Source organism: Kitasatospora sp. NPDC024654 (genome assembly GCF_055559155.1).
On the sequence record NZ_JBVHLF010000003.1, the window covers coordinates 150,133 to 170,874 of the forward strand.

18 protein-coding genes are annotated in these 20,742 nt (G+C 72.7%); 6 read left to right on the forward strand and 12 right to left on the reverse strand.

Going from position 1 to position 20,742, the window contains the following annotated elements; all coding sequences use genetic code 11:
• Window positions 1-132: 132 nt before the first annotated feature.
• The 4 genes from ACZ38L_RS03105 to ACZ38L_RS03120 form a co-directional block, all read right to left on the reverse strand.
• On the reverse strand, window positions 133-1,053 hold the full coding sequence (locus ACZ38L_RS03105) for an aldehyde dehydrogenase family protein (RefSeq protein WP_465688656.1): 921 nt from the start codon (window positions 1,051-1,053) through the stop codon (window positions 133-135).
• Complete coding sequence (locus ACZ38L_RS03110; protein ID WP_465688658.1) at window positions 1,046-2,539, reverse strand: aldehyde dehydrogenase family protein; 1,494 nt, start codon at window positions 2,537-2,539, stop codon at window positions 1,046-1,048. Before ACZ38L_RS03110 ends, ACZ38L_RS03105 begins: the two co-directional genes overlap by 8 nt.
• Window positions 2,540-2,544: 5 nt before the next feature.
• Window positions 2,545-3,531: a deoxyribose-phosphate aldolase gene (gene deoC / locus ACZ38L_RS03115; RefSeq protein ID WP_465688659.1), complete on the reverse strand. Its 987-nt coding sequence runs from the start codon at window positions 3,529-3,531 to the stop codon at window positions 2,545-2,547.
• A gap of 393 nt (window positions 3,532-3,924) precedes the next feature.
• Window positions 3,925-4,317, reverse strand: coding sequence for a nuclear transport factor 2 family protein (locus ACZ38L_RS03120; RefSeq protein ID WP_465688661.1), 393 nt, complete (start codon window positions 4,315-4,317; stop codon window positions 3,925-3,927).
• A gap of 98 nt (window positions 4,318-4,415) precedes the next feature.
• Here ACZ38L_RS03120 and ACZ38L_RS03125 point away from each other — a divergent pair, with 98 nt between their 5' ends.
• The gene (locus ACZ38L_RS03125) at window positions 4,416-4,865 is read left to right on the forward strand and encodes a MarR family winged helix-turn-helix transcriptional regulator (RefSeq protein WP_465688663.1); all 450 of its coding nucleotides are present in this window, start codon (window positions 4,416-4,418) and stop codon (window positions 4,863-4,865) included.
• A gap of 141 nt (window positions 4,866-5,006) precedes the next feature.
• Entirely contained in the window at window positions 5,007-5,243 is a 237-nt protein-coding gene (locus ACZ38L_RS03130) for a hypothetical protein (protein ID WP_465688665.1), read from the forward strand.
• Between the two features lie 180 nt (window positions 5,244-5,423).
• On the opposite strand, the gene ACZ38L_RS03135 is transcribed toward ACZ38L_RS03130, so the two are convergent.
• Window positions 5,424-7,568, reverse strand: a complete 2,145-nt coding sequence (locus ACZ38L_RS03135) for a carbohydrate-binding module family 20 domain-containing protein (RefSeq protein ID WP_465688667.1) — start codon at window positions 7,566-7,568, stop codon at window positions 5,424-5,426.
• A gap of 528 nt (window positions 7,569-8,096) precedes the next feature.
• Here ACZ38L_RS03135 and ACZ38L_RS03140 point away from each other — a divergent pair.
• A complete protein-coding gene (locus tag ACZ38L_RS03140; RefSeq protein WP_465688669.1) occupies window positions 8,097-8,783 on the forward strand; it encodes a PH domain-containing protein in 687 nt (228 codons plus the stop codon).
• A gap of 79 nt (window positions 8,784-8,862) precedes the next feature.
• On the opposite strand, the gene ACZ38L_RS03145 is transcribed toward ACZ38L_RS03140, so the two are convergent.
• From ACZ38L_RS03145 to ACZ38L_RS03155, 3 genes are all read right to left on the reverse strand, one after another.
• Complete coding sequence (locus tag ACZ38L_RS03145) at window positions 8,863-10,542, reverse strand: phospho-sugar mutase (protein WP_465688671.1); 1,680 nt, start codon at window positions 10,540-10,542, stop codon at window positions 8,863-8,865.
• 129 nt (window positions 10,543-10,671) lie between these two features.
• The gene (locus ACZ38L_RS03150) at window positions 10,672-11,493 is read right to left on the reverse strand and encodes a purine-nucleoside phosphorylase (protein WP_465688673.1); all 822 of its coding nucleotides are present in this window, start codon (window positions 11,491-11,493) and stop codon (window positions 10,672-10,674) included.
• 311 nt (window positions 11,494-11,804) lie between these two features.
• Entirely contained in the window at window positions 11,805-12,242 is a 438-nt protein-coding gene (locus ACZ38L_RS03155; protein ID WP_396555235.1) for a gamma-glutamylcyclotransferase, read from the reverse strand.
• Window positions 12,243-12,391: 149 nt separating this feature from the next.
• Here ACZ38L_RS03155 and ACZ38L_RS03160 point away from each other — a divergent pair, with 149 nt between their 5' ends.
• On the forward strand, window positions 12,392-13,828 hold the full coding sequence (locus ACZ38L_RS03160; protein ID WP_465688675.1) for an NAD(P)H-quinone dehydrogenase: 1,437 nt from the start codon (window positions 12,392-12,394) through the stop codon (window positions 13,826-13,828).
• Window positions 13,829-14,026: 198 nt separating this feature from the next.
• Window positions 14,027-14,950, forward strand: coding sequence for a DeoR/GlpR family DNA-binding transcription regulator (locus ACZ38L_RS03165; protein ID WP_465688777.1), 924 nt, complete (start codon window positions 14,027-14,029; stop codon window positions 14,948-14,950).
• Between the two features lie 69 nt (window positions 14,951-15,019).
• Here ACZ38L_RS03165 and ACZ38L_RS03170 read toward each other — a convergent pair whose 3' ends face one another.
• The 4 genes from ACZ38L_RS03170 to ACZ38L_RS03185 all read right to left on the reverse strand — a co-directional run bounded on the left by ACZ38L_RS03170 (window position 15,020) and on the right by ACZ38L_RS03185 (window position 19,593).
• The gene (locus ACZ38L_RS03170; RefSeq protein WP_465688677.1) at window positions 15,020-16,792 is read right to left on the reverse strand and encodes an acetyl/propionyl/methylcrotonyl-CoA carboxylase subunit alpha; all 1,773 of its coding nucleotides are present in this window, start codon (window positions 16,790-16,792) and stop codon (window positions 15,020-15,022) included.
• A 247-nt stretch (window positions 16,793-17,039) separates the two neighbouring features.
• On the reverse strand, window positions 17,040-17,639 hold the full coding sequence (locus ACZ38L_RS03175) for a nucleoside triphosphate pyrophosphatase (RefSeq protein WP_465688679.1): 600 nt from the start codon (window positions 17,637-17,639) through the stop codon (window positions 17,040-17,042).
• Window positions 17,640-17,690: 51 nt separating this feature from the next.
• Window positions 17,691-17,912 carry an acyl-CoA carboxylase subunit epsilon gene (locus ACZ38L_RS03180; RefSeq protein WP_465688681.1) on the reverse strand — a complete coding sequence of 74 codons (222 nt, stop codon included), beginning with the start codon at window positions 17,910-17,912 and terminating at the stop codon, window positions 17,691-17,693.
• A gap of 58 nt (window positions 17,913-17,970) precedes the next feature.
• The gene (locus ACZ38L_RS03185; RefSeq protein ID WP_465688683.1) at window positions 17,971-19,593 is read right to left on the reverse strand and encodes an acyl-CoA carboxylase subunit beta; all 1,623 of its coding nucleotides are present in this window, start codon (window positions 19,591-19,593) and stop codon (window positions 17,971-17,973) included.
• A 208-nt stretch (window positions 19,594-19,801) separates the two neighbouring features.
• On the opposite strand from ACZ38L_RS03185, the gene ACZ38L_RS03190 reads away from it, so the two are divergent.
• The gene (locus ACZ38L_RS03190; protein WP_465688685.1) at window positions 19,802-20,698 is read left to right on the forward strand and encodes a biotin--[acetyl-CoA-carboxylase] ligase; all 897 of its coding nucleotides are present in this window, start codon (window positions 19,802-19,804) and stop codon (window positions 20,696-20,698) included.
• Window positions 20,699-20,742 lie beyond the last annotated feature (44 nt).

Here is a 20,742-nt window from a genome sequence, read left to right on the forward strand (position 1 = left end):
GGACGGGGAGGGGAAACCCACCAACAAACCCCGATCCTACCCCTCTGGGGGGGGGAAGAACACCCCGCGGGGTGTAGCACTCGGTCACACCCCCCCCCCCCCCCCCCCCCCCCCCCCCGGGGCGGTGACGGGCTACTGGCCCATCGGGTGCCAGACCGTCTTGGTCTCCAGGAAGGCGAGCAGCCGCTCGGTGCCCGGCTGTTCGGTCCAGTCCTGGGCCGCCGGGTCGAGCGCCGGGCGCAGCACCCGCTTGAGGGTGTCGGCCGCCGCGGCCTCCAGAGCGGTCGCCGAGGCCGGTCCGTCGGCCGCGATCGCGCCCGTCAGGTCCAGCGCGTTGACGTCCTGGTGCGAGGCCAGCGTCGGCGCCAGGTCCGCGGTGCGGCCGGAGATGACGTTGACCACGCCACCCGGCAGGTCCGAGGTGGCCAGCACCTCGCCCAGCGCGAGGGCGGGCAGCGGCGCGTCGGCCGCGGCCGCGACCACCACGGTGTTGCCGGCGGCGATCGCCGGGGCGATCACCGAGACCAGGCCGAGGAAGGAGTGCCCGTAGCCGGTCTGCGGGGCCACCACGCCCACCACGCCGGTCGGCTCGGGGACCGAGAGGTTGAAGAACGGCCCGGCCACCGGGTTGGCGGCACCGGCGATCTGCGCCACCTTGTCCGTCCAGCCGGCGTACCAGACCCAGCGGTCGGTCGCCTGGTCCACCAGCGCGGCGGCCTTCTTGCCGCCGATGCCCTCGGCGGCGGCCACCTCGGCGGCGAACTGCTCGCGCCGGCCCTGCAGCATCTCGGCCACCCGGTAGAGCACCTGGCCGCGGTTGTAGGCGGTGGTGCCGGACCAGCCCTTGACCGCCGCACGGGCGGCCTGGACCGCGTCGCGGGTGTCCTTGCGGGTGCCGAGCGGGGCGTTGGCCAGCCACTGGCCCTTGCTGTCGGTCACCTCGTACACCCGCCCGCTCTCGGAGCGCGGGAACTTCCCGCCGACGAACAGCTTGTAGGTCTTGCTGACCTGGATGCGCGCAGGGGCATCAAGTCGCATGGCAGTCTCAGACATCGAGGTAGGCCTCCAGACCGTGCCGGCCACCCTCGCGGCCGTAGCCCGACTCCTTGTAGCCGCCGAACGGCGAGGTCGGGTCGAACTTGTTGAAGGTGTTGGCCCAGACGACGCCGGCCCGCAGCCGGTCCGCCATCCAGAGGATCCGCGAGCCCTTCTCCGTCCAGATGCCGGCCGAGAGGCCGTACTGGGTGTTGTTGGCCTTCTCCACCGCCTCGGTGGGGGTGCGGAAGGTCAGCACGGAGAGCACCGGGCCGAACACCTCCTCGCGGGCGATCCGGTGTGCCTGGCTCACGCCGGTGAAGATGGTCGGCGCGAACCAGTAGCCGGCGGAGGGGAGTTGGCACTCGGGAGCCCAGCGCTCGGCGCCCTCGGCCTCGCCGGTGGCGGCCAGCTCGGTGATCCGGGCCAGCTGGGCGGCCGAGTTGATGGCACCGATGTCGGTGTTCTTGTCCAGCGGGTCGCCGAGGCGCAGGGTGGCCATCCGGCGCTTCAGCGCGTCCAGCAGCTCGTCCTGGATCGACTCCTGCACCAGCAGGCGGGAGCCCGCGCAGCAGACGTGGCCCTGGTTGAAGAAGATGCCGTTGACGATGCCCTCGACGGCCTGGTCGATCGGCGCGTCGTCGAAGACGATGTTCGCCGCCTTGCCGCCCAGCTCCAGCGACAGCTTCTTGCGGCTGCCGGCCAGCTGGCGGGCGATCGAACGGCCGACGTTGGTCGAGCCGGTGAACGCGACCTTGTTGACGTCCGGGTGCGCGGTCAGCGCGGCGCCGGTCCGGCCGTCACCGGTGACGATGTTGACGACGCCCTTGGGCAGGCCCGCCTGACGGCAGATCTCGGCGAAGCGCAGCGCGGTCAGCGGGGTGGTCTCGGCCGGCTTGAGCACGACCGTGTTGCCGGTGGCCAGCGCCGGGGCGATCTTCCAGGCCAGCATCAGCAGCGGGAAGTTCCACGGGATGACCTGGCCGGCCACGCCCAGCGGGCGCGGGTTGCGGCCGAAGCCGGCGTAGTCCAGCTTGTCGGCCCAGCCGGCGTAGTAGAAGAAGTGCGCGGCGACCAGCGGGAGGTCGACGTCGCGGGTCTCCTTGATCGGCTTGCCGTTGTCGATCGACTCCAGCACGGCCAGCTCGCGGGAGCGCTCCTGGACGATCCGGGCGATCCGGAACAGGTACTTGGCGCGCTCGCTGCCGGGCAGCGCGGACCAGCCGGCGAAGGCGGCCCGGGCGGCCTTGACCGCGCGGTCGACGTCCTCGTCGGTGCCCTGGGCGAACTCGGCGAGCACCTGCTCGGTGGCCGGGTTGACCGTCTTGAGCGCCTCGCTGCCGCTGGAGTCGACGAACTCGCCGCCGATGAAGTGGCCGTAGGAGGTGGCGATGTCGCCGGCGGCCGCGGGGGACTCGGGCGCGGGGGCGTACTCGAAGAGGCCGCCGCTCCGCTGTGCCGGACGCTCGTCGTTCCGCTCGGTCTTCTTGGGGTTCTTGGCCATGGGGGTCAGTCCACCGTCACGTAGTCGGGACCGGAGTACCGGCCGGTGGTCAGCTTCTGACGCTGCATCAGCAGGTCGTTGAGCAGGCTGGAGGCGCCGAAGCGGAACCAGTGCGGGGTCAGCCAGTCGTCGCCCAGGGTCTCGTTGACCATCACCAGGTACTTCATGGCGTCCTTGGTGGTCTTGATGCCGCCGGCCGGCTTCACGCCGACCTGGACGCCGGTCTGCGCGCGGAAGTCGCGGACCGCCTCCAGCATCAGCAGGGTCACCGGGGGAGTGGCGTTGACCGTGACCTTGCCGGTCGAGGTCTTGATGAAGTCGGCGCCGGCCAGCATGGCCAGCCAGGAGGCGCGGCGGACGTTGTCGTACGTCTGCAGCTCGCCGGTCTCGAAGATCACCTTGAGGTGGGCCGAGCTCCCGTCGGGGCGCTTGCAGGCCTCCTTGACGGCGGTGATCTCCTGGAAGACGTCCAGGTAGCGGCCGGAGAGGAAGGCGCCGCGGTCGATCACCATGTCGATCTCGTCGGCACCGGCGGCCACCGCGTCGGCGGTGTCGGCCAGCTTGACCGGCAGTGCGGCCCGGCCGGCCGGGAAGGCGGTGGCCACCGAGGCGACCTGGATGCCGGTGCCGGCCAGCGCGGCCTTGGCGGTGGCGACCATGTCGGGGTAGACGCAGATCGCGGCGACCTGGGGGGTGCTCGGGTCGCTGGGGTCGGGGTGCTTCCCCTTGGTGCACAGGGCGCGCACCTTGCCGACCGTGTCCGCGCCCTCCAGCGTGGTCAGGTCGATCATCGAGATGGCCAGGTCGATCGCGTACGCCTTGGCGGACGTCTTGATCGAGCGGGTACCGAGGGAGGCGGCGCGGGCTTCCAGGCCGACGGCGTCGACGCCGGGCAAGCCGTGCAGGAATCGGCGGAGCGATGCCTCGGAGGCGGCGACGTCGCTCAGGCCGCCGCCCGCAGCGCCGGGGGCGTTGGCTGCAACAGTGGACATAGTCACCAGAGCAGCATATCTACGCGCGTAGTCATCCGCTAGGGCGGCCCTGCTTCGATGCCGATCCGAGACCCCGGAGCTCCTCGTGCTGCTCGCGCCGACGTTCCAGCGGTGCCTCGCGGCGGGCGGGCGGCGGTGTCGCTCCCGCCCTCGGCCCTGCGGCCCGGCGGCGGGCTCCGACCCCGGTGCCGGGGCCAACCCGCGGCCCGGGGATCCCACCGTCGGCTCATGGCCGGCGGCCGGTGGAAGGTGCCGCCGGTGCGCCACGGCTGCGACCCGGTGATCCACCCGGACGCCTCGATCCTCGCCCGGCGCCGCGGTCGCCCCCGGGGTGGCGGACCGCGGAATCCCGCGGCCCACCGCCCCGTTCGTCGTCCGGCCGGCCGCGCTCGGTCAGCGGGCGCTGCCGAGGTTCCGGTCGGCCGCGGCGCCTTCGAGCATGAGGGTGGTCTCCTCGATCCGGCGGAACCGGCCGTCGGGTGCGTACTCGCCGAAGAGGTAGACCTCCATGCGCACGACGGAGCCGTCGGTCTTGGTGACGTTGACGGTGTGCCGGTCGGCGTACCGGTCGCCCTGGGTGAGCTCGTCGTGGACCTCGATCGAGCCGTGTGCCACCACCGAGCGCAGGTGGGCGATGTGCGTCCTGAACTCCGCGCGGTCGTCCCAGCGGCCGTCGGTGCGCTGGCGGTAGTCGGGCGCGAAGTGCCGGTCGGCGGCCTCGTCCAGGTCCAGCCCGGGCGTGAAGAGCAGGTCGGTGAGCGCGCTGCGGATGTCGGTGCGGTTCATGGTGGTCCCTCCCGGGGGCGCTTTTGGAAGATGCGTGCGTTGCGCACGCATCTTGACTGTACCCCAAACGCGTGCGCTGCGCACGCTAGCCTGGAGCCATGGAGACCGAAGCGGGACATGAGATCGCCGATGCGCTGGGATTCCTGCTCAAGCGCAGCACCCGGGCACGCCTCTACCAGGGCCTGACCGAGGGGCTCGGCGACGGCGTGGACGAGTTGACCTACCCGGTGCTCAGCGGGCTGGCCCGGAACGGGCCGTGCAGCGCGGCCGAGCTGGCGTCGGAGGTGGGGCTGGACCGTTCGGGCGTGACCCGGCGCGCCTCCCGCCTGGAGGAGGCCGGCCTGGTGCGCCGCGAACCCGACCCGGCCGACCGCCGGGCGTCCCTGCTGATCCTCACCGGCGAGGGCGAGCGGGTGGTGGACGTGACCAGACGGCGCCTGGCCGCCCACATCGACGCCTCGCTGAGCGCCTGGCCCCCGGCCGAAGCCCGCTCGTTCGCCCGCCAGTTGCACCGCTTCGTCACCGAGGGCCCCTTCGTCGAGCCGTAGTGGCCGGGGGTGAGGGGTGGTGGTCGCCTGGACGAGCACGCCGTTTCCGACGGACAGCCGCACCGGTGGGGGACTGGTCGGCGCGCGGTGGGGTAACTGCGAAGGGCTGGGCAACCGTCGGACTTGCTTGGGGGAAGAGACATGTCACGGAGTGACCGGGAACTCGAAGCCTTCGTGGGGTTCTGTGCCGGCCTGGCGGCCATGGTGGTCGGCTGGCTCGCCGTCGCGGGCCTGGCGGCGGTCGTCGGGCTGGGGGCGGGCTGGCGGCACGGTGGGTACCTGGTCGTCGCCGTCGGCGGGCTGGGCTTCATGGTGATCGTGAGCCGTGGGCTGCGTGCGCGACCGGGGGGCCGCAGGGCCGACCGGGCCGGAGGTTGACGACCGCGGGAGTGGTCGGCGGCGGCGGTGCGGGCACAGGGGGGAGAAGGCGGACGTGGCGCCACCGTGGCCGACCTGGCGGTGGTCACGGCTTCGGCGTTGCTCGCGCTCGCGCTCGGGGCGGCAACGCCGCGTCGGCGGACCGCGTGGTGACCCGGTCCGCCGACGTGCGGGGAAGGCCTACGACTGCCAGGAGTCGTTGAGCGTCAGGGGACCGGAAGTCCCCGTCGTGGCCGAGCGGTTGGAGCCGTTCTCCCACTCGATGGTGCCGTTCGGGTCCTTCTTGAAGTACTTGTACTGGAAGGAGGTGCCGGCCGGCAGCGTCACCGCGGTGCTCCACACCGGGTACCCGGTCGACGAGAGCGGTACCGCCGTGGCGGTGTTCCAGCTCCCCAGCGCCGGGATCGATCCGCTGACGTACACGTTCTGCCCGTAGTAGGTGGTCACGTTGGCGTTGAACGCCGCGCCCACCGTGGGCGTCGCGCCGTTGAAGGTGTCGGTCAGCGAGGCAGTGCTCCCCGACCCCGTCGTCGCCGAGTGGTTGTTCCCGCTCTCCCAGTTCACGTTCCCGTTGGCGTCCTCGCCGAGGTACTTGTACTGGAGCGCCTCGCCCTGCGGGAGGTTGACGGTCGCCGTCCAGGTCGACCCCGACTCGGTCATCGGGATCGCCGCCGACGGAGCCCAGTTGCCCAACGCCGGGTCCGACCCGGTGAGGTAGAGCGAGCCGCCCGGGTTCGGGGTGCCGCTGACCGTGAAGGTCTCCGCGACCTGGCCGGCCGGCGCGGGCACGGCGCCCGTGCTGACCTTCCCGTACAGCGCGACGGCGTCCTTGGCGGCCACCGACACCGTGGCGTTGCCGTTCGCGTCCACCACGACCGTCGGGCCGGTGCAGCTGCCGGCCGCCGCGTTGTAGTTGCCGTGGATGACGTCGCAGTAGGTGCCGGCCGGCAGGCCGGTGGCGAAGGTCCGGGTCTGCGCGCCGGTCTCGTTGTTGATGGTGACCCAGGCCGCGTTGCCCCGGCTGAAGGCGATCAGGTTGGACCCGTCGTCGTACCAGTTGGCCACCGGCTGCCCCTGGGCGGCGTTGTGCCAGCCGACCATGTTGGAGATGCCCTGGTCGCGGTCGGTGCAGACCCAGCCGTCGGAGCAGTCGGTCGCGGTGACGTAGCCGTTGGCGTCGGCCGGCGGCGAGTCGTCGGAGTTGGTGAAGGCGAAGCCCGAGTAGACCTCCGGAGTGCCGTAGCCCCAGGCGAGTTCGAAGATGTTCGCCAGGTTGTAGGCCGAGCCGTCCTTGTAGTTGAGCGTCGAGCCGTCCCGCTCGGTGTCGTGGTTGGTCACCATGGTGGTCGACAGGTTGCTCGGCTCCAGGCCCCAACTCTGGCCGAAGGTCTTCAGGTTGGCGATGTTGCCGGTGAACTGGGCCTTCAGGTCGTCGGCGAAGGTGAACTCGATCACGCTGCCGTTGGACTCGAAGGCGCTGGGCGCCAGTTGGCCGCTGCTGCCGGGGATCACCTCCTGCGAGATGTACGGACGGCCGCCCCACAGGGTGTTGTTGACCTTCGACAGGATGGCGGCCATGTCGGCCTGCGCGATGTGCTTGGCGGCGTCCATCCGGAAGCCGTCGACGCCCAGCGAGATCAGGTCGTTGAGGTAGTTCGCCTCGATGGTCCGGACGTGGTCGCTCTCGGTCATGAGGTCGGAGAGCTGGTCCAGGTCGCACTCCTGCACCTGCTGGACGTTGTTCCAGTCGTTGATGGCGAGGTTGGAGTTGGGGCAGTTGGCCGGGTAGGCGTGGAAGTCGGCGGAGGTGTAGCCGGCCGTCGGGTACGAGTACGTCTGCGCGTTGTACGTGGCGCCGCCGTACGAGTCGGTGCCGGTCTGGTTGGTGCCGGCGGTGTGGTTGAGCACGGCGTCGACGATCACCTTGACGCCCGCCTGGTGGCAGGCGGTGACCATGGCGGCGAACTGGGCCCGGTTGCCCATCCGGCTGTCCAGGTCGTACGCGACCGGCTGGTACACCTCCCACCACGGGTGGGTGGACTGGCTGAGCCGGACCGAGTCCTCCGGCGGGGCGACCTGGACGGCGCCGTAGCCCTTGGGGCCGAGCACGGTGGTGCACTCGTTGGCGACCGAGGGCCAGTTCCACTCGAAGAGGTTGGCGATCACGTCGCCGCCGTTGGGCGTGCCGACGCTCGCGTCGGCGTGGGCGGTGGCGGCCGGCAGGCCGAGCGGCAGGACGGTGCCGGCGAGCAGGGCGGCGGTGGCGGCGAGGCTGCCCGGGCGGCGTCGGGGGGTGCCGGTCCGGGCGCTGCGGAACGGTCTCATCGTGGCGGACTCCCAGGGGGCGGGCCCGGCCACGGCCGAGCACCGCCCGGACGCGCGCAGGAACCGTGGGGCTGCGGCGTCCCGTGCGACGGGCTCGGCGGGCCGGTACCGGTGGCGGAAGCGGGGCGCGGCTGCGTCCCGGGGTGGGTTCTTCCCCGTTCGGTACGGTGGCCGCCGCCCCGGGGTCCCGCCCGGTGCCACGGCCTGCCGTGAGCCGTGACCGTACGGTCGCCGGCTCCTGACGGAGGCTCACGGGTGTCGAGCCGTCCGACGCACGACGGACGGCCCGGGGGTTGGGGCCCGGGGGTCGCATCGTCGCGCGGCTAGACCTTCCCGCCCCCGGCACGGCGACGTCAAGGTTCCGACGGAAACCGTTGCCGAAAGTTTCTGCAAGTGTTTGCCGTCCTCGATCGGGCCGGCCCTGTCGTTCGGGTACGGTCCGAGCCGGTCCGGACGGTCGCGGTTGCGGCCGAAGTGTGACCGATGAGGCCCCTGGTCAGCGGTGGTGGATGGGGCAGAATCGGTCCCATGACCGAATCCGACGGCACGCCCCACCCCGGCAAGGCCGCCCCCGCCGAAGGGCCGAAGTACGCCGATCACGTCTTCCGCTCGAACACCGGCGTCGGCACCGGTGCCCTGCTCCTCGCGCTCGGCGCGTGGCTGGTCATCGATGCGGTGATCCACGGCACCGGCCGCACCCCCTGGGTCGCGCTGGCCGCCGCGCTGCTGTGCGGCGGACCGGTGGCCGCCTTCACCGTGCGGCCGTCGGTGCGGGCCGGCAGGCGGCGGATCGTGGTCCGCAACCCGCTGCGCACCATCACCGTGCCGTGGGCCTCGGTGGAGAGCGTGCGGGCGCGGTACTCGGCGGAGCTCACCGCCGAGGGCCGGACCTTCCAGCTCTGGGCCGTCCCGGTCTCCCTGCGCGCCCGTAACAAGGCCAACCGGCAGGCCGCCAAGGCCGCCGCCGTGCGGAAGAACGCGGAGCCGGGCAAGTGGGCCCACCAGCAGCCGCCCGCCACGCGGCACGCGGTGGCCGGCGCCCCGGACCCCACCCGGGCCTGGTCCGACCAGGTGGTCGGCCTGCTCCAGCAGAGCGCCGAGCAGAACGCGCTGCTGCCGGAGGCCAAGGGCGAGATCGAGGTGACCTGGTGCTGGTGGGTGATCGCCCCGACGGTGGCCGGCGCGGTCGCGCTGGCCGCGCTGCTGGCCGGCTGACGAAGCCGGCGACGGAACGAGGAGTGGCCCCGACCCTGCCGGCGGTTTCCAGGGGTCGGGGCCACTCTGACGTCCGGGGTCAGATCCCCGCGGCCACCGCCAGGTCGCGCTTGATCGCGGCCAGCAGCTCGGCGGCGCGCCCGCGGGCGCCGGGCAGCTCGTCCGCCGAGGCGACCGGGAGGACGACCTCCAGGTAGCACTTGATCTTCGGCTCGGTGCCGGACGGGCGGACCACGATCCGCGCCGCGCGCACCGCCGGGCCGCTCAGGTAGTAGCGCAGACCGTCGGTCGGCGGCAGCTCGGCCGAGCCGGTCGCCAGGTCGTCCGCGCGGTCCACGGTCAGGCCGGCCAGCTCGGTCGGCGGCTGCTCGCGCAGCCGGCGCATCGCGGCGGAGATCAGCGAGAGGTCCTGCACCCGGGCCGAGAGCTGGTCGGTGGCGTGCAGGCCGTGGGCCAGCGCCAGCTCGTCCAGCAGGTCGGTCAGGCTCCGGCCGTCCCGCTTCAGCCCGGCCGCCAGCTCGGCGACCAGCAGGGCGGCGGTGACGCCGTCCTTGTCGCGCACGCCCGCCGGGTCGACGCAGTAACCGAGCGCCTCCTCGTAGCCGTAGCGCAGGCCCTCGGCGCGGGAGATCCACTTGAAGCCGGTCAGCGTCTCGACGTAGGGCAGGCCGGCCGCCTCGGCGATCCGGCCGAGCAGGGTGGAGGAGACGATCGTGGTGGCGAAGGTGCCGGCGGCCCGCTTGGCGACCAGCGCGGCGCCCAACAGCACGCCCACCTCGTCACCGCGCAGCATCCGCCAGCCGGCCGGGGCGGTGGCGTCCGGCACGGCCACCGCGCAGCGGTCGGCGTCCGGGTCGTTGGCGATCACCAGGTCCGGGCCGTGCTCGGCCGCGGTGGCGAAGGCCAGGTCCATCGCGCCCGGCTCCTCCGGGTTGGGGAAGGCCACGGTCGGGAAGTCCGGGTCCGGCTCGGCCTGCGCGGCGACCACGGTCGGGGCGGCGAAGCCGGCCTGCTTGAACGCGGCCACCAGGACGTCCCGGCCGACCCCGTGCAGCGGGGTGTAGACCACGTCGAGGTCGCGCGGACCGCCCTCCTCGACCACGGTGACGGCGCGGGCCAGGTAGGCGTCGATGACGTCCTGGCCGAGCACCTGCCAGCCCTCGGCGGCCAGCGGGACGTCGGCCAGCGAGGCGACCGCGTCGATCTCGGCGGCGATCCCGGCGTCGGCCGGCGGGACGATCTGCGAGCCGTCGCCCAGGTAGACCTTGTAGCCGTTGTCCCGCGGCGGGTTGTGGCTGGCGGTGACCATCACGCCGGCCGCGGCGCCCAGGTGGCGGATGGCGAAGGCCAGCACCGGGGTGGGGAGCGGGTGCGGCAGCAGCGCGGCGCGCAGGCCGGCGCCGACCATCACGGCGGCGGTGTCGCGGGCGAAGTCGTACGACTTGTGCCGGGCGTCGTAGCCGACCACCACCAGGTCGCCGGCGTTCTGCGCGCGCAGGTAGCCGGCCAGGCCGGCGGCGGCGCGGATGACCACCGCGCGGTTCATCCGCATCGGGCCGGCGCCGAGCTCACCGCGCAGGCCCGCGGTGCCGAACTGGAGGCGGTCGGCGAACCGCTCGGCCAGCTCGGCCAGGGCCGCGTCGCCCGCCGGGGCCTCGGCGGCGGCCAGCAGCGCGGCCAGCTCCTCGCGGGTCTCCGGGTCGGGGTCCTCGGCCAGCCACTGGTGGGCCCGGGTGAGGAAGTCGGGGGTGCTTGCCATCTGCTGCCTACTCCGGTTGAGGGTCGGGGTGGAGAGTCGGGGTGGAGAACGGTGGGGGACACCGAGAACGGGGCTGCCCACAGCGCCGCGGCACTGTGGGCAGCCCCGAGCTTCAGGAAGCCCCGTGGGTCAGATCCGCTCGAGGACCTTCGCCAGCAGCGCGCCCATGCGCTCGGCGGAGGCCTTGCCGGCCTCCAGCACCTCTTCGTGGTTGAGCGGCTCGCCGGTGATACCGGCGGCCAGGTTGGTCACCAGGGAGATGCCCAGCACCTCGGCGCCGGCCTCGCGGGCGGCGATCGCCTCCAGGGTGGTCGACATGCCGACCAGCTCGCCACCGAGCACCCGGGCCATGTTGACCTCGGCCGGGGTCTCGTAGTGCGGGCCGCGGAACTGGACGTAGACGGCCTCGTCCAGGCTCGGGTCGACCTCGCGGCAGAGCGCGCGCAGCCGCTTCGAGTAGAGGTCGGTGAGGTCGACGAAGTTGGCGCCGACGATCGGGGAGTCCGCGGTCAGGTTGATGTGGTCGCTGATCAGCACCGGCTGACCGGGCTCCCAGCCCTGGCGCAGGCCACCGCAGCCGTTGGTCAGCACGATGGTCTGGCAGCCGGCGGCCGCGGCGGTGCGCACACCGTGCACCACGGTGGCCACGCCGTGGCCCTCGTAGTAGTGGTTGCGGCCGAGGAAGATCAGCGCGAGCTTGTCGCCGATCCGCACCGAGCGGATCTTGCCGGCGTGGCCGGCGACGGCGGGGGCGGGGAAGCCCGGCAGATCGGTGACCGGGAATTCGGCCAGCGTCTCGCCCAGGGCGTCGGCCGCCGGCACCCAGCCGGAGCCCATCACCAGGGCGACGTCGTGGCGCTCGGCACCGGTCAGCTCGCGCAGGCGGGCAGCGGCGGCCTGAGCGGCGGCATAGGGGTCGGCGGACACGGCGGTCTCAGGAGATGCGTTCACATCCGCGAGGATAGACAAGAAATTCCTACGCGCGTAGACATAACGGCCAGGCCTTGCCGGATTGTTACCCGGAACACCCGGAACCAGGGGTTCTGTCCTGGTCTGTCCATCCGGCGACTGAGATGAAACCGGCTGGTCAGCGGGTGGTCAGGGGCCGTTCACGCGGTTGTGTGCGTGTACACGCTCCGGCGTGTCCGGGTGGGGCTGTGCGAGTGCGCCGCTCTGTGCGTGTGCACGCGTCGATGCGTTCACACGGTCCTGTGCGTGTACACGCTTCGACGCGCTCGCGCCATCGTGTGCGTGCACACGCTTCAGCACGGCCGGTGGCGTAGGTCCAGCACGTAGTCGTCGGGCGCGCCGGCGCTCTCCGCGGCGTCCGCGATCAGGCCCAGGTACCGGGCGGCGGGCAGGCCGCCCTCGTAGTCGTTCAGCACGTAGGTCCAGACCGGGATGTCGCCGTCCAGTGTGTGCGCGCGCAACCGGATCTTGCGGTAGATGCCGAGCTGCAGGCCCTCCCAGCGGTCCAGGCCCTCCTCGTCCATCGGTGCCACGTCGTAGAGCGAGACGAAGACCTGCTCCTTCTCGTCCTCCACCACGGTGGCCAGCGAGCCCTCCCAGCCGAGCTGCTCGCCGCCGAAGGTCAGCCGCCAGCCGTCCAGCCAGCCGGTACCGCGCAGTGGGGAGTGCGGGGCGCGCCGGCTCATCTGCCGGGCATCGAGGTTCGTGGCGTACGCGGCGTAGAGCGACATGGGCGTCAGCCTACGGGAGTCGGCGGCCGGCGCTCGGGGACGGGGTGTGCCACTGGTCACAGCGCGCCGCCGTGACGGTGCTCACAAACGGCTGGTGGAGTGCACAAATCAAAGGCCCCGTGGTCGCGTCGAACTCGGCGTGCGGGACAATGGTCGATGTGACTCGGATCGTGATCATCGGTGGCGGACCCGGCGGATACGAGGCGGCCCTGGTGGCGGCCCAGCTCGGCGCGGAGGTGACCGTTGTCGACCGCGACGGTCTGGGTGGATCGGCGGTGCTGACGGACTGCGTGCCGTCCAAGACGCTGATCGCCACCGCCGAGGTGATGACCGGGTTCGACAGCTCCTACCAGGAGCTCGGGATCACTCTCGCCTGCGCCGCCGAACGCGCGATCAGCGTCGACCTGGGCAAGGTCAACCGCCGGGTGAAGCGGCTGGCGATCGCCCAGTCGCACGACATCACCCAGTCGGTCACCCGGTCCGGGGTCACCATCCTGCGCGGCACGGGCCGGCTCGGCCCGGGCGGCCAGGCGGTGGACGGCTCGCGCGAGGTGCTGGTCGAGGAGTCGGACGGCACCGTCCGCTCGCTGCGCGCCGACGCCGTGCTGATCGCCACCGGCGCGCACCCGCGCGAGCTGCCGGACGCCCGGCCGGACGGCGAGCGGATCCTCACCTGGACCCAGGTCTACGACCTGGACGAGCTGCCGCGCGAGCTGATCGTGGTCGGCTCCGGCGTCACCGGCGCCGAGTTCGCCGGCGCCTACCAGGCCCTCGGCTCCAAGGTCACCCTGGTCTCCAGCCGCGACCGGGTGCTGCCGGGCGAGGACCCGGACGCCGCCGAGGTGCTGGAGGACGTCTTCCGCCGGCGCGGCATGAACGTGATGAGCCGCGCCCGGGCCGAGTCCGCCAAGCGGGTGGGCGACCGGGTCGAGGTGACTCTGGGCGACGGCACGGTGATCAGCGGCACGCACTGCCTGATGGCGGTCGGTTCGATCCCCAACACCGCGGACATGGGCCTGGAGGAGGCCGGGGTCAAGCTCAACGACTGGGGCCAGGTCCAGGTCGACCGGGTCTCCCGCACCAGCGCCCCCGGCGTCTACGCGGCCGGCGACTGCACCGGCGTCTTCATGCTCGCCTCGGTCGCCGCGATGCAGGGCCGGATCGCGATGTACCACGCGCTCGGCGACGCGGTGCAGCCGCTCAACCTGAAGACCGTCTCCTCCAACGTCTTCACCGACCCGGAGATCGCCACCGTCGGTTACACCGCGGCGGACGTCTCCTGCGGAAAGATGGACGCGGTCGAGGTCAAGCTGCCGCTCCGGGGCAACCCGCGGGCCAAGATGCAGGGCATCCGGGACGGCTTCGTGAAGCTCTTCTGCCGCCCGGGCACCGGCATCGTGGTGGGCGGCGTCGTGGTCGCCCCGCGCGCCAGCGAGCTGATTCACTCGATCTCGCTCGCGGTGGACAACAACTTGACGGTCGAGCAGGTGGCGAGCGCCTTCACCGTCTACCCGTCGGTGTCCGGTTCGACCGCCGAAGCGGCCCGCCAGCTGCACATTCGCAAGCGGGCCGAGAGCGAATCCTGACCGTTTCACCCGCGCGCGCGGGCGGTTCCTCCGGACGGCCGGGGGCGCGCCCGCGCGTGGCGGCGCACATTGTACGGTCGCACGCCTCGGTTGTGTGAGCAGATCCGGCTACTAGCGGCAAACGCCTGAAAGCGGACGGTCAGGGGGGTTACCGTCGGTTCTGTGTTTGCTGCAGAACGTCGCCAGTTGATCCTCGAAATGGTGCGCGCCAACGGAGCCGTGTCGCTCCGCGAGCTGGCCCGCGTCGTCCAGACCTCCGAAGTGACCGTACGTCGAGACGTCCGGGCTCTGGAGGCCGAAGGGCTGCTCGACCGCCGGCACGGCGGCGCGGTGCTCCCCGGAGGCTTCAGCCGGGAGCCCGGCTACCCGCAGAAGACCCACCTCGCCGCCGCCGAGAAGAGCGCCATCGCCGATCTCGCGGCGGGGCTCGTCGAGGAGGGCGACGCGGTCGTCATCGGCGCGGGCACCACCACCCAGGAGCTGGCCCGCCGGCTCGCCCGGGTGCCAGGGCTCACCGTGGTCACCAACTCCCTCCTGGTCGCCCAGGCGCTCGCGCACGCCAACCGGGTGGAGGTGGTGATGACCGGCGGTACCCTGCGGGGTTCCAACTACGCCCTGGTCGGCAGCGGTGCCGAGCAGTCGCTGCACGGGCTGCGGGTCTCCAAGGCCTTCATCTCGGGCAGCGGGCTCACCGCCGAACGCGGCCTGTCCACCACCAACATGCTCTCCGCCAGCGTGGACCGGGCCCTGGTCCAGGCGGCCGGGGAGGTGATCGTGCTCGCCGACCACACCAAGCTCGGCGCGGACACCATGTTCCAGACCGTGCCGACGGAGGCGATCACCCGCCTGGTCACCGACGAGCACGCGGCCGGTCAGGACCCGACCGCCCGCGAGTTGGACGCGCTCGCCGACTGCGGGGTGCAGATCTCGGTCGCCCCGCTGGGGCTGACCGCCGAGCCGCCGGGGCACGGCGGCCTGGCCCCGCATCCGCCCGGTCCGGCCGTCCCGCGCCGCGCCACCGGGCCGGCGCCCGCCGCCCCGCTGCCCGGCCAGCGCCGACCCGGCGCGCACGGCGGTCCGCCGCCCGGCCACCTGCCGACCCGGCTGGCCGGGGCGCGCTGAAACGGACGTGGCCCGCCGGCCCGGGAAAGTCCGGGAACCAGCGGGCCACCGAGTGAGCGTGCTGCTCGATCAGTCCTTGATCTCGCAGAGTGCCGCGCCACTGCTGACGCTGGCGCCGACCTCGGCGGTGAGGCCGGTGATGGTGCCGGCCTTGTGCGCGTTGAGCGGCTGCTCCATCTTCATGGCCTCCAGGACGATGATCAGGTCGCCCTCGGCGACCGTCTGACCCTCCTCGACGGCGACCTTGACGATGGTGCCCTGCATCGGCGAGGCGAGGGTGTCACCGCTGACCGCGGAGCCGGCCTTCTTGGCACCGACCCGGCGCTTGGCCTTGCCCGTCGCCGCACCGGCCGCGGGCGCCGCCGAGACACCGAGCGAGGACGGCAGCGAGACCTCGATCCGCTTGCCGCCGACCTCGACGACCACGGTCTCCCGGCCGTCGGGCTCCTCGCCCTCGACCGCGCCACCGCTGAACGGCGGGATGGTGTTGTCGAAGTCGGTCTCGATCCAGCGGGTGTAGACGCTGAACGGGCCGTCGGACCCGTGGACCTCCGGCGCGAAGGCGGGGTCGCTCACCACGGCCTGGTGGAAGGGGATGGCGGTGGCCATGCCCTCGACCTTGAACTCGGCCAGCGCGCGGCGGGCCCGCTCCAGGGCCTGCTTGCGGTCACGGCCGGTGACGATCAGCTTGGCGAGCAGCGAGTCCCAGGCGGGGCCGATCACCGAGCCGGTCTCCACACCGGAGTCCAGCCGCACGCCCGGGCCGGACGGCGGGGCGAACAGCGTCACCGTGCCGGGGGCGGGCAGGAAGTTGCGGCCCGGGTCCTCGCCGTTGATCCGGAACTCGAAGGAGTGGGCGCGGATCGCCGGGTCGTCGTAGCCGAGCTCCTCGCCGTCGGCGATCCGGAACATCTCGCGGACCAGGTCCAGGCCGGTGACCTCCTCGGTGACCGGGTGCTCGACCTGCAGGCGGGTGTTGACCTCCAGGAAGGAGATCGTGCCGTCGAGGGCGACCAGGAACTCGCAGGTCCCGGCGCCGACGTAGCCGGCCTCGCGCAGGATCGCCTTGGACGCCCGGTACAGCTCGGCGTTCTGCTCCTCCGTCAGGAACGGTGCGGGGGCCTCCTCGACGAGCTTCTGGTGGCGGCGCTGGAGGGAGCAGTCGCGGGTGGAGACCACCACGACGTTGCCGTGCTGGTCGGCCAGGCACTGGGTCTCGACGTGACGCGGGTTGTCGAGGTAGCGCTCGACGAAGCACTCGCCGCGACCGAAGGCGGCGACCGCCTCGCGGACCGCCGACTCGTAGAGCTCGGGGATCTCCTCCAGGGTGCGGGCGACCTTGAGGCCGCGACCGCCGCCGCCGAAGGCCGCCTTGATCGCGACCGGCAGGCCGTGCTCGGTGGCGAAGGCGACGACCTCGTCCGGCCCGGTGACCGGGTCGGGGGTGCCGGCGACCAGCGGCGCGCCGGCGCGCTGGGCGACGTGACGGGCGGTGACCTTGTCGCCGAGGTCGCGGATGGCCTGCGGGGGCGGGCCGATCCAGATCAGGCCGGCGTCCAGGACGGCCTGGGCGAAGTCGGCGTTCTCGGAGAGGAAGCCGTAGCCGGGGTGGACCGCGTCGGCGCCGGAGTCGGCGGCGGCCTTCAGCACCTTGGCGATGTCCAGGTAGCTGGTCGCGGGGGTGTCGCCGCCGAGCGCGTAGGCCTCGTCGGCGGCGCGGACGTGCAGCGCGTCCCGGTCGGGCTCGGCGTAGACGGCGACGCTGGCGATTCCGGCGTCCGAGCAGGCCCTGGCGACGCGGACGGCGATTTCTCCGCGGTTGGCGATGAGCACCTTGCGCACTGTGGCTCCCTTCTTGAACCTCGTTGAGTCTAGGGATGACGTGGTAGTACCGGCGAGTAGCCCCAGGTGGTGAGCTTGCCCACACGGAGGGTGACCTGGCTTGCGGCAGGTCCGCGGTGGGGACCGCGGGGGACCGCAGGGGGAAACCGTACGCGGCGCGCTTCGATCTTGCTGGACTTCCGCTGAAGCCGTGATCGACCGCCACCGCCCGGGCGGTTCCGAGCCGTGAGACCGCAGGTCCGGGGTCTCACGCCCAGAGGTCGGTGATCCGGACGTCCAGCTCGCCCAGCAGCCGGCGCAGCAGCGGCAGCGAGAGGCCGATCACGTTCCCGTGGTCGCCCTCGATCCCGTCGATGAACGGCGCCGAGCGGCCGTCCAGGGTGAACGCCCCGGCCACCTGGAGCGGCTCGCCGGAGGCGACGTAGCTGGCCACCTCCGCGTCGTCCGGGGTGCCGAAGTGAACCGTGGTCGAGGCGGTGGCCGAGGCCCGCCGCCCGTTCGCGGTGTCGATCACGCAGTGCCCGGTGCGCAGCACGCCGGACCGTCCGCGCATCGACCGCCAGCGCTCCAGCGCCTCGGCGGCGTCGGCCGGCTTGCCGAGCGCGCGGCCGTCCAGCTCCAGCACCGAGTCGCAGCCGATCACCAGCTCGGCGTCCGCCAGCTCCGCCGCCACCGCGGTCGCCTTGGCCTCGGCGAGCACCAGGGCCAGCTCGGCGGGGGTGGCGGCGGTCAGGGCGTCCTCGTCCACGCCACTGACGATCGCCCGCGGGTCGAGCCCCGCCTGACGGAGCAGGCCGAGCCGGGCGGGGGAGGCGGAGGCGAGGACGAGCGTGCGGCGGTCGGTCATGGCCCTCAGCCTAGGGCCTGCCCCTACCGCCCCCGCCACCCCTACCGGGTCCTAACCCGCCCAGCCCGAGGTGCGCCAGGCGTTCGGGCCGGGTCGGGGGGTGGGGCGCAGGCGGCGGCCGTAGTCGCGCCACGGGGAGGCCGGGCCGCCCGCCGCGCCACGGGCCGCCTCGGCGGCGACCTGTGCGGCGGCGGCCCGGGCTGAGACCACCGCCAGGACGGTGGCCAGCTCCTCGGGGGTCGGCTGCCCGTGCAGCACCTGGATGGGGGGCATCAGGGAGTCCTCTTCCGTCCGTCTCGTCGGCGGGCCGGTCTCTTCGGCGAGCCGGTGTCTACAGGGGAATGTTCCCGTGCTTCCGGGGCGGCAGCACCTCGCGCTTGCCGCGCAGCGCCCGCAGGCCGCGGACGATCTGCCGCCGGGTGTCGGACGGCGCGATCACCGCGTCGACGTAGCCGCGCTCGGCCGCCAGGTACGGGTTGAGCAGGGTGTCCTCGTACTCGGCGAGCAGCTCGGCCCGCCGGGCGTCGGCGTTGTCCACCGCCGCCGCCTCGGCCAGCTCGCGCCGGTAGACGATGTTGACCGCGCCCTGCGCGCCCATCACGGCGATCTGCGCGGTGGGCCAGGCCAGGTTGAGGTCGGCGCCCAGGTGCTTGGAGCCCATCACGTCGTAGGCGCCGCCGAAGGCCTTGCGGGTGATCACGGTGATCAGCGGCACGGTGGCCTCGGCGTAGGCGTAGATCAGCTTGGCGCCGCGGCGGATGATGCCGTCCCACTCCTGGCCGGTGCCGGGTAGGAAGCCGGGCACGTCCACGAAGGTGAGCACCGGGATGTTGAAGCTGTCGCAGGTCCGCACGAAGCGGGCGGCCTTCTCGCTGGCCGCGATGTCCAGGCAGCCGGCCAGGTCCATCGGCTGGTTCCCGACGATGCCGACCGGGTGCCCCTCGACCCGGCCGAAGCCGGTGATGATGTTGCCGGCGTAGAGCGGCTGGGTCTCCAGGAACTCACCGTCGTCGAGCACGTGCTCGATGACCTTGTGCATGTCGTACGGCTGGTTGGCCGAGTCCGGGATGAGCGTGTCGAGTTCGAGGTCCTGCTCGGTGACCGTGAGGTCGGCCTCCTCGGGGTAGGCCGGCGGGTCCGTCAGGTTGTTCGACGGCAGGTACGAGAGCAGGTTCTTGACGTACTCGACGGCCTCCTTCTCGTCGGCGGCCAGGTAGTGCGCGTTGCCGGACTTGGTGTTGTGCGCCCGCGCGCCGCCCAGCTCCTCCATGCCGACGTCCTCGCCGGTCACCGTCTTGATCACGTCCGGGCCGGTGATGAACATGTGCGAGGTCTGATCGGCCATCACCACGAAGTCGGTGATCGCCGGGGAGTAGACCGCGCCGCCCGCGCAGGGGCCCATGATCAGCGAGATCTGCGGGATCACACCCGAGGCGTGCACGTTGCGGCGGAAGATCTCGCCGTACAGGCCGAGCGAGACCACGCCCTCCTGGATCCGGGCGCCGCCGGAGTCGTTGATCCCGACCACCGGGCAGCCGGTCTTCAGCGCGAAGTCCATCACCTTGACGATCTTCTCGCCGAAGACCTCGCCGAGCGAGCCACCGAAGACCGTGAAGTCCTGGGCGAAGACCGCGACCTGACGGCCGTCCACGGTGCCGTAGCCGGTCACCACTCCGTCGCCGTACGGCCGGTTCTTCTCCTGGCCGAAGTTGGTCGAACGGTGCCGGGCGAACTCGTCGAACTCCACGAAGGAGCCCGCGTCCAGCAGCTCCCGAACCCGCTCACGGGCCGTCAGCTTGCCCTTGGCGTGCTGCTTCTCGACCGCGGCGGCGGAGCCGGAGTGCACCGCCTGGTCCAGCCGGCGGCGCAGGTCGGCGAGCTTGCCGGCGGTGGTGTGCGGGTCCAGGGCCGGATCGGCCGGACTGGTGGTGGGGAGCGATGCGGCCTCGGACATCCCGTGGAGTTCCTCACTCGAAAGAGTCGCGGTACAGAGGGGCGGCGACGGAGTCCGGGCAGGACGGTGCCGGGACTACCGCGCAGTAGCGTAGCCACGGCCGGACAGTTGTCGTTATGGCCAGCGACACAGTGTGTTAACGCTCGTTCTGCGGGACGATGGGTCGGCCTACGGCTACCCGCCGTGGCCAAGCCCTAGGGTAGGGGCCATGACCGAGCCGGATCGCCCCCGCCGCAGCGGACTTCGTGGTTTCGGCCACGACGGACCGTCCCCCTGGACCGACCTCGACCGTCCCCCGCTGGACGCGGCCGCGCTCCGCCACGACCTGCTGCTCCCGGACGCGCTCTGGACGGCGCTGGACGTGGTCACCGAGACCGGCTCCACCAACACCGACCTGACCGCCCGGGCCAGGGCCGGCGAGGCCGAGGGCGCGGTGCTGATCGCCGAGCGGCAGACCGCCGGGCGCGGGCGGCTGGACCGGCGGTGGACCGCCCCGGCCCGTTCCGGCCTCTTCCTCTCCGTGCTGCTGCGCCCGCGGGTGCCGCGCGAGCGGCTGGGCTGGCTGCCGATCCTGGTCGGGGTGGCGGCCGCCAGCACGATCGCTCGGGTGGCCGGCGTGGAGATCGGCCTGAAGTGGCCGAACGACCTGCAGGTCGAGGTGGCCGGCGAGGAGCGCAAGCTGGGCGGCATCCTCACCGAGTTGAGCGGTGACGCGGTGGTGGCCGGCCTCGGCCTGAACGTCTCGCTGCGCGCCGACGAGCTGCCGGTGCCGACCGCGACCTCGCTGGCCCTGGCGGGCGCCGAGGTCACCGACCGGACCACGCTGCTGCGCGCGCTGCTGCGCGAGTTCGCCGAACTGTACCGGGAGTGGCAGGACGCGGCGGGCGACCCGCACGCCAGCGGGCTGCTGCCGGCGTACGCCGCCCGGTGCAGCACGCTCGGCCGCGAGGTGCTGGTCCAGCTGCCCGGCGAGCGCGAACTGCGCGGCGAGGCGGTGGCGGTGGACGGCGACGGCCGGCTGGTGGTGCGCACCCCGGACGGCACCCGCCAACCGGTCGGCGCGGGCGACGTGTTGCACGTCAGGCCGCGGCCCAAGCAGGGCTGAAGCAGGGGTGCTCGGGTCCGGATGCCCCGGATCGGGCGATTCCG

Bases quoted from the DNA above. Each gene is read 5' to 3' on its own strand.
- ACZ38L_RS03105 (WP_465688656.1), bottom strand. From the start codon at position 1,053: ATGTCTGAGACTGCCATGCGACTTGATGCCCCTGCGCGCATCCAGGTC.
- ACZ38L_RS03110 (WP_465688658.1), bottom strand. From the start codon at position 2,539: ATGGCCAAGAACCCCAAGAAGACCGAGCGGAACGACGAGCGTCCGGCA.
- deoC (WP_465688659.1), bottom strand. From the start codon at position 3,531: ATGTCCACTGTTGCAGCCAACGCCCCCGGCGCTGCGGGCGGCGGCCTG.
- ACZ38L_RS03120 (WP_465688661.1), bottom strand. From the start codon at position 4,317: ATGAACCGCACCGACATCCGCAGCGCGCTCACCGACCTGCTCTTCACG.
- ACZ38L_RS03125 (WP_465688663.1), top strand. From the start codon at position 4,416: ATGGAGACCGAAGCGGGACATGAGATCGCCGATGCGCTGGGATTCCTG.
- ACZ38L_RS03130 (WP_465688665.1), top strand. From the start codon at position 5,007: ATGTCACGGAGTGACCGGGAACTCGAAGCCTTCGTGGGGTTCTGTGCC.
- ACZ38L_RS03135 (WP_465688667.1), bottom strand. From the start codon at position 7,568: ATGAGACCGTTCCGCAGCGCCCGGACCGGCACCCCCCGACGCCGCCCG.
- ACZ38L_RS03140 (WP_465688669.1), top strand. From the start codon at position 8,097: ATGACCGAATCCGACGGCACGCCCCACCCCGGCAAGGCCGCCCCCGCC.
- ACZ38L_RS03145 (WP_465688671.1), bottom strand. From the start codon at position 10,542: ATGGCAAGCACCCCCGACTTCCTCACCCGGGCCCACCAGTGGCTGGCC.
- ACZ38L_RS03155 (WP_396555235.1), bottom strand. From the start codon at position 12,242: ATGTCGCTCTACGCCGCGTACGCCACGAACCTCGATGCCCGGCAGATG.
- ACZ38L_RS03160 (WP_465688675.1), top strand. From the start codon at position 12,392: ATGGTCGATGTGACTCGGATCGTGATCATCGGTGGCGGACCCGGCGGA.
- ACZ38L_RS03165 (WP_465688777.1), top strand. From the start codon at position 14,027: ATGGTGCGCGCCAACGGAGCCGTGTCGCTCCGCGAGCTGGCCCGCGTC.
- ACZ38L_RS03175 (WP_465688679.1), bottom strand. From the start codon at position 17,639: ATGACCGACCGCCGCACGCTCGTCCTCGCCTCCGCCTCCCCCGCCCGG.
- ACZ38L_RS03180 (WP_465688681.1), bottom strand. From the start codon at position 17,912: ATGCCCCCCATCCAGGTGCTGCACGGGCAGCCGACCCCCGAGGAGCTG.
- ACZ38L_RS03185 (WP_465688683.1), bottom strand. From the start codon at position 19,593: ATGTCCGAGGCCGCATCGCTCCCCACCACCAGTCCGGCCGATCCGGCC.
- ACZ38L_RS03190 (WP_465688685.1), top strand. From the start codon at position 19,802: ATGACCGAGCCGGATCGCCCCCGCCGCAGCGGACTTCGTGGTTTCGGC.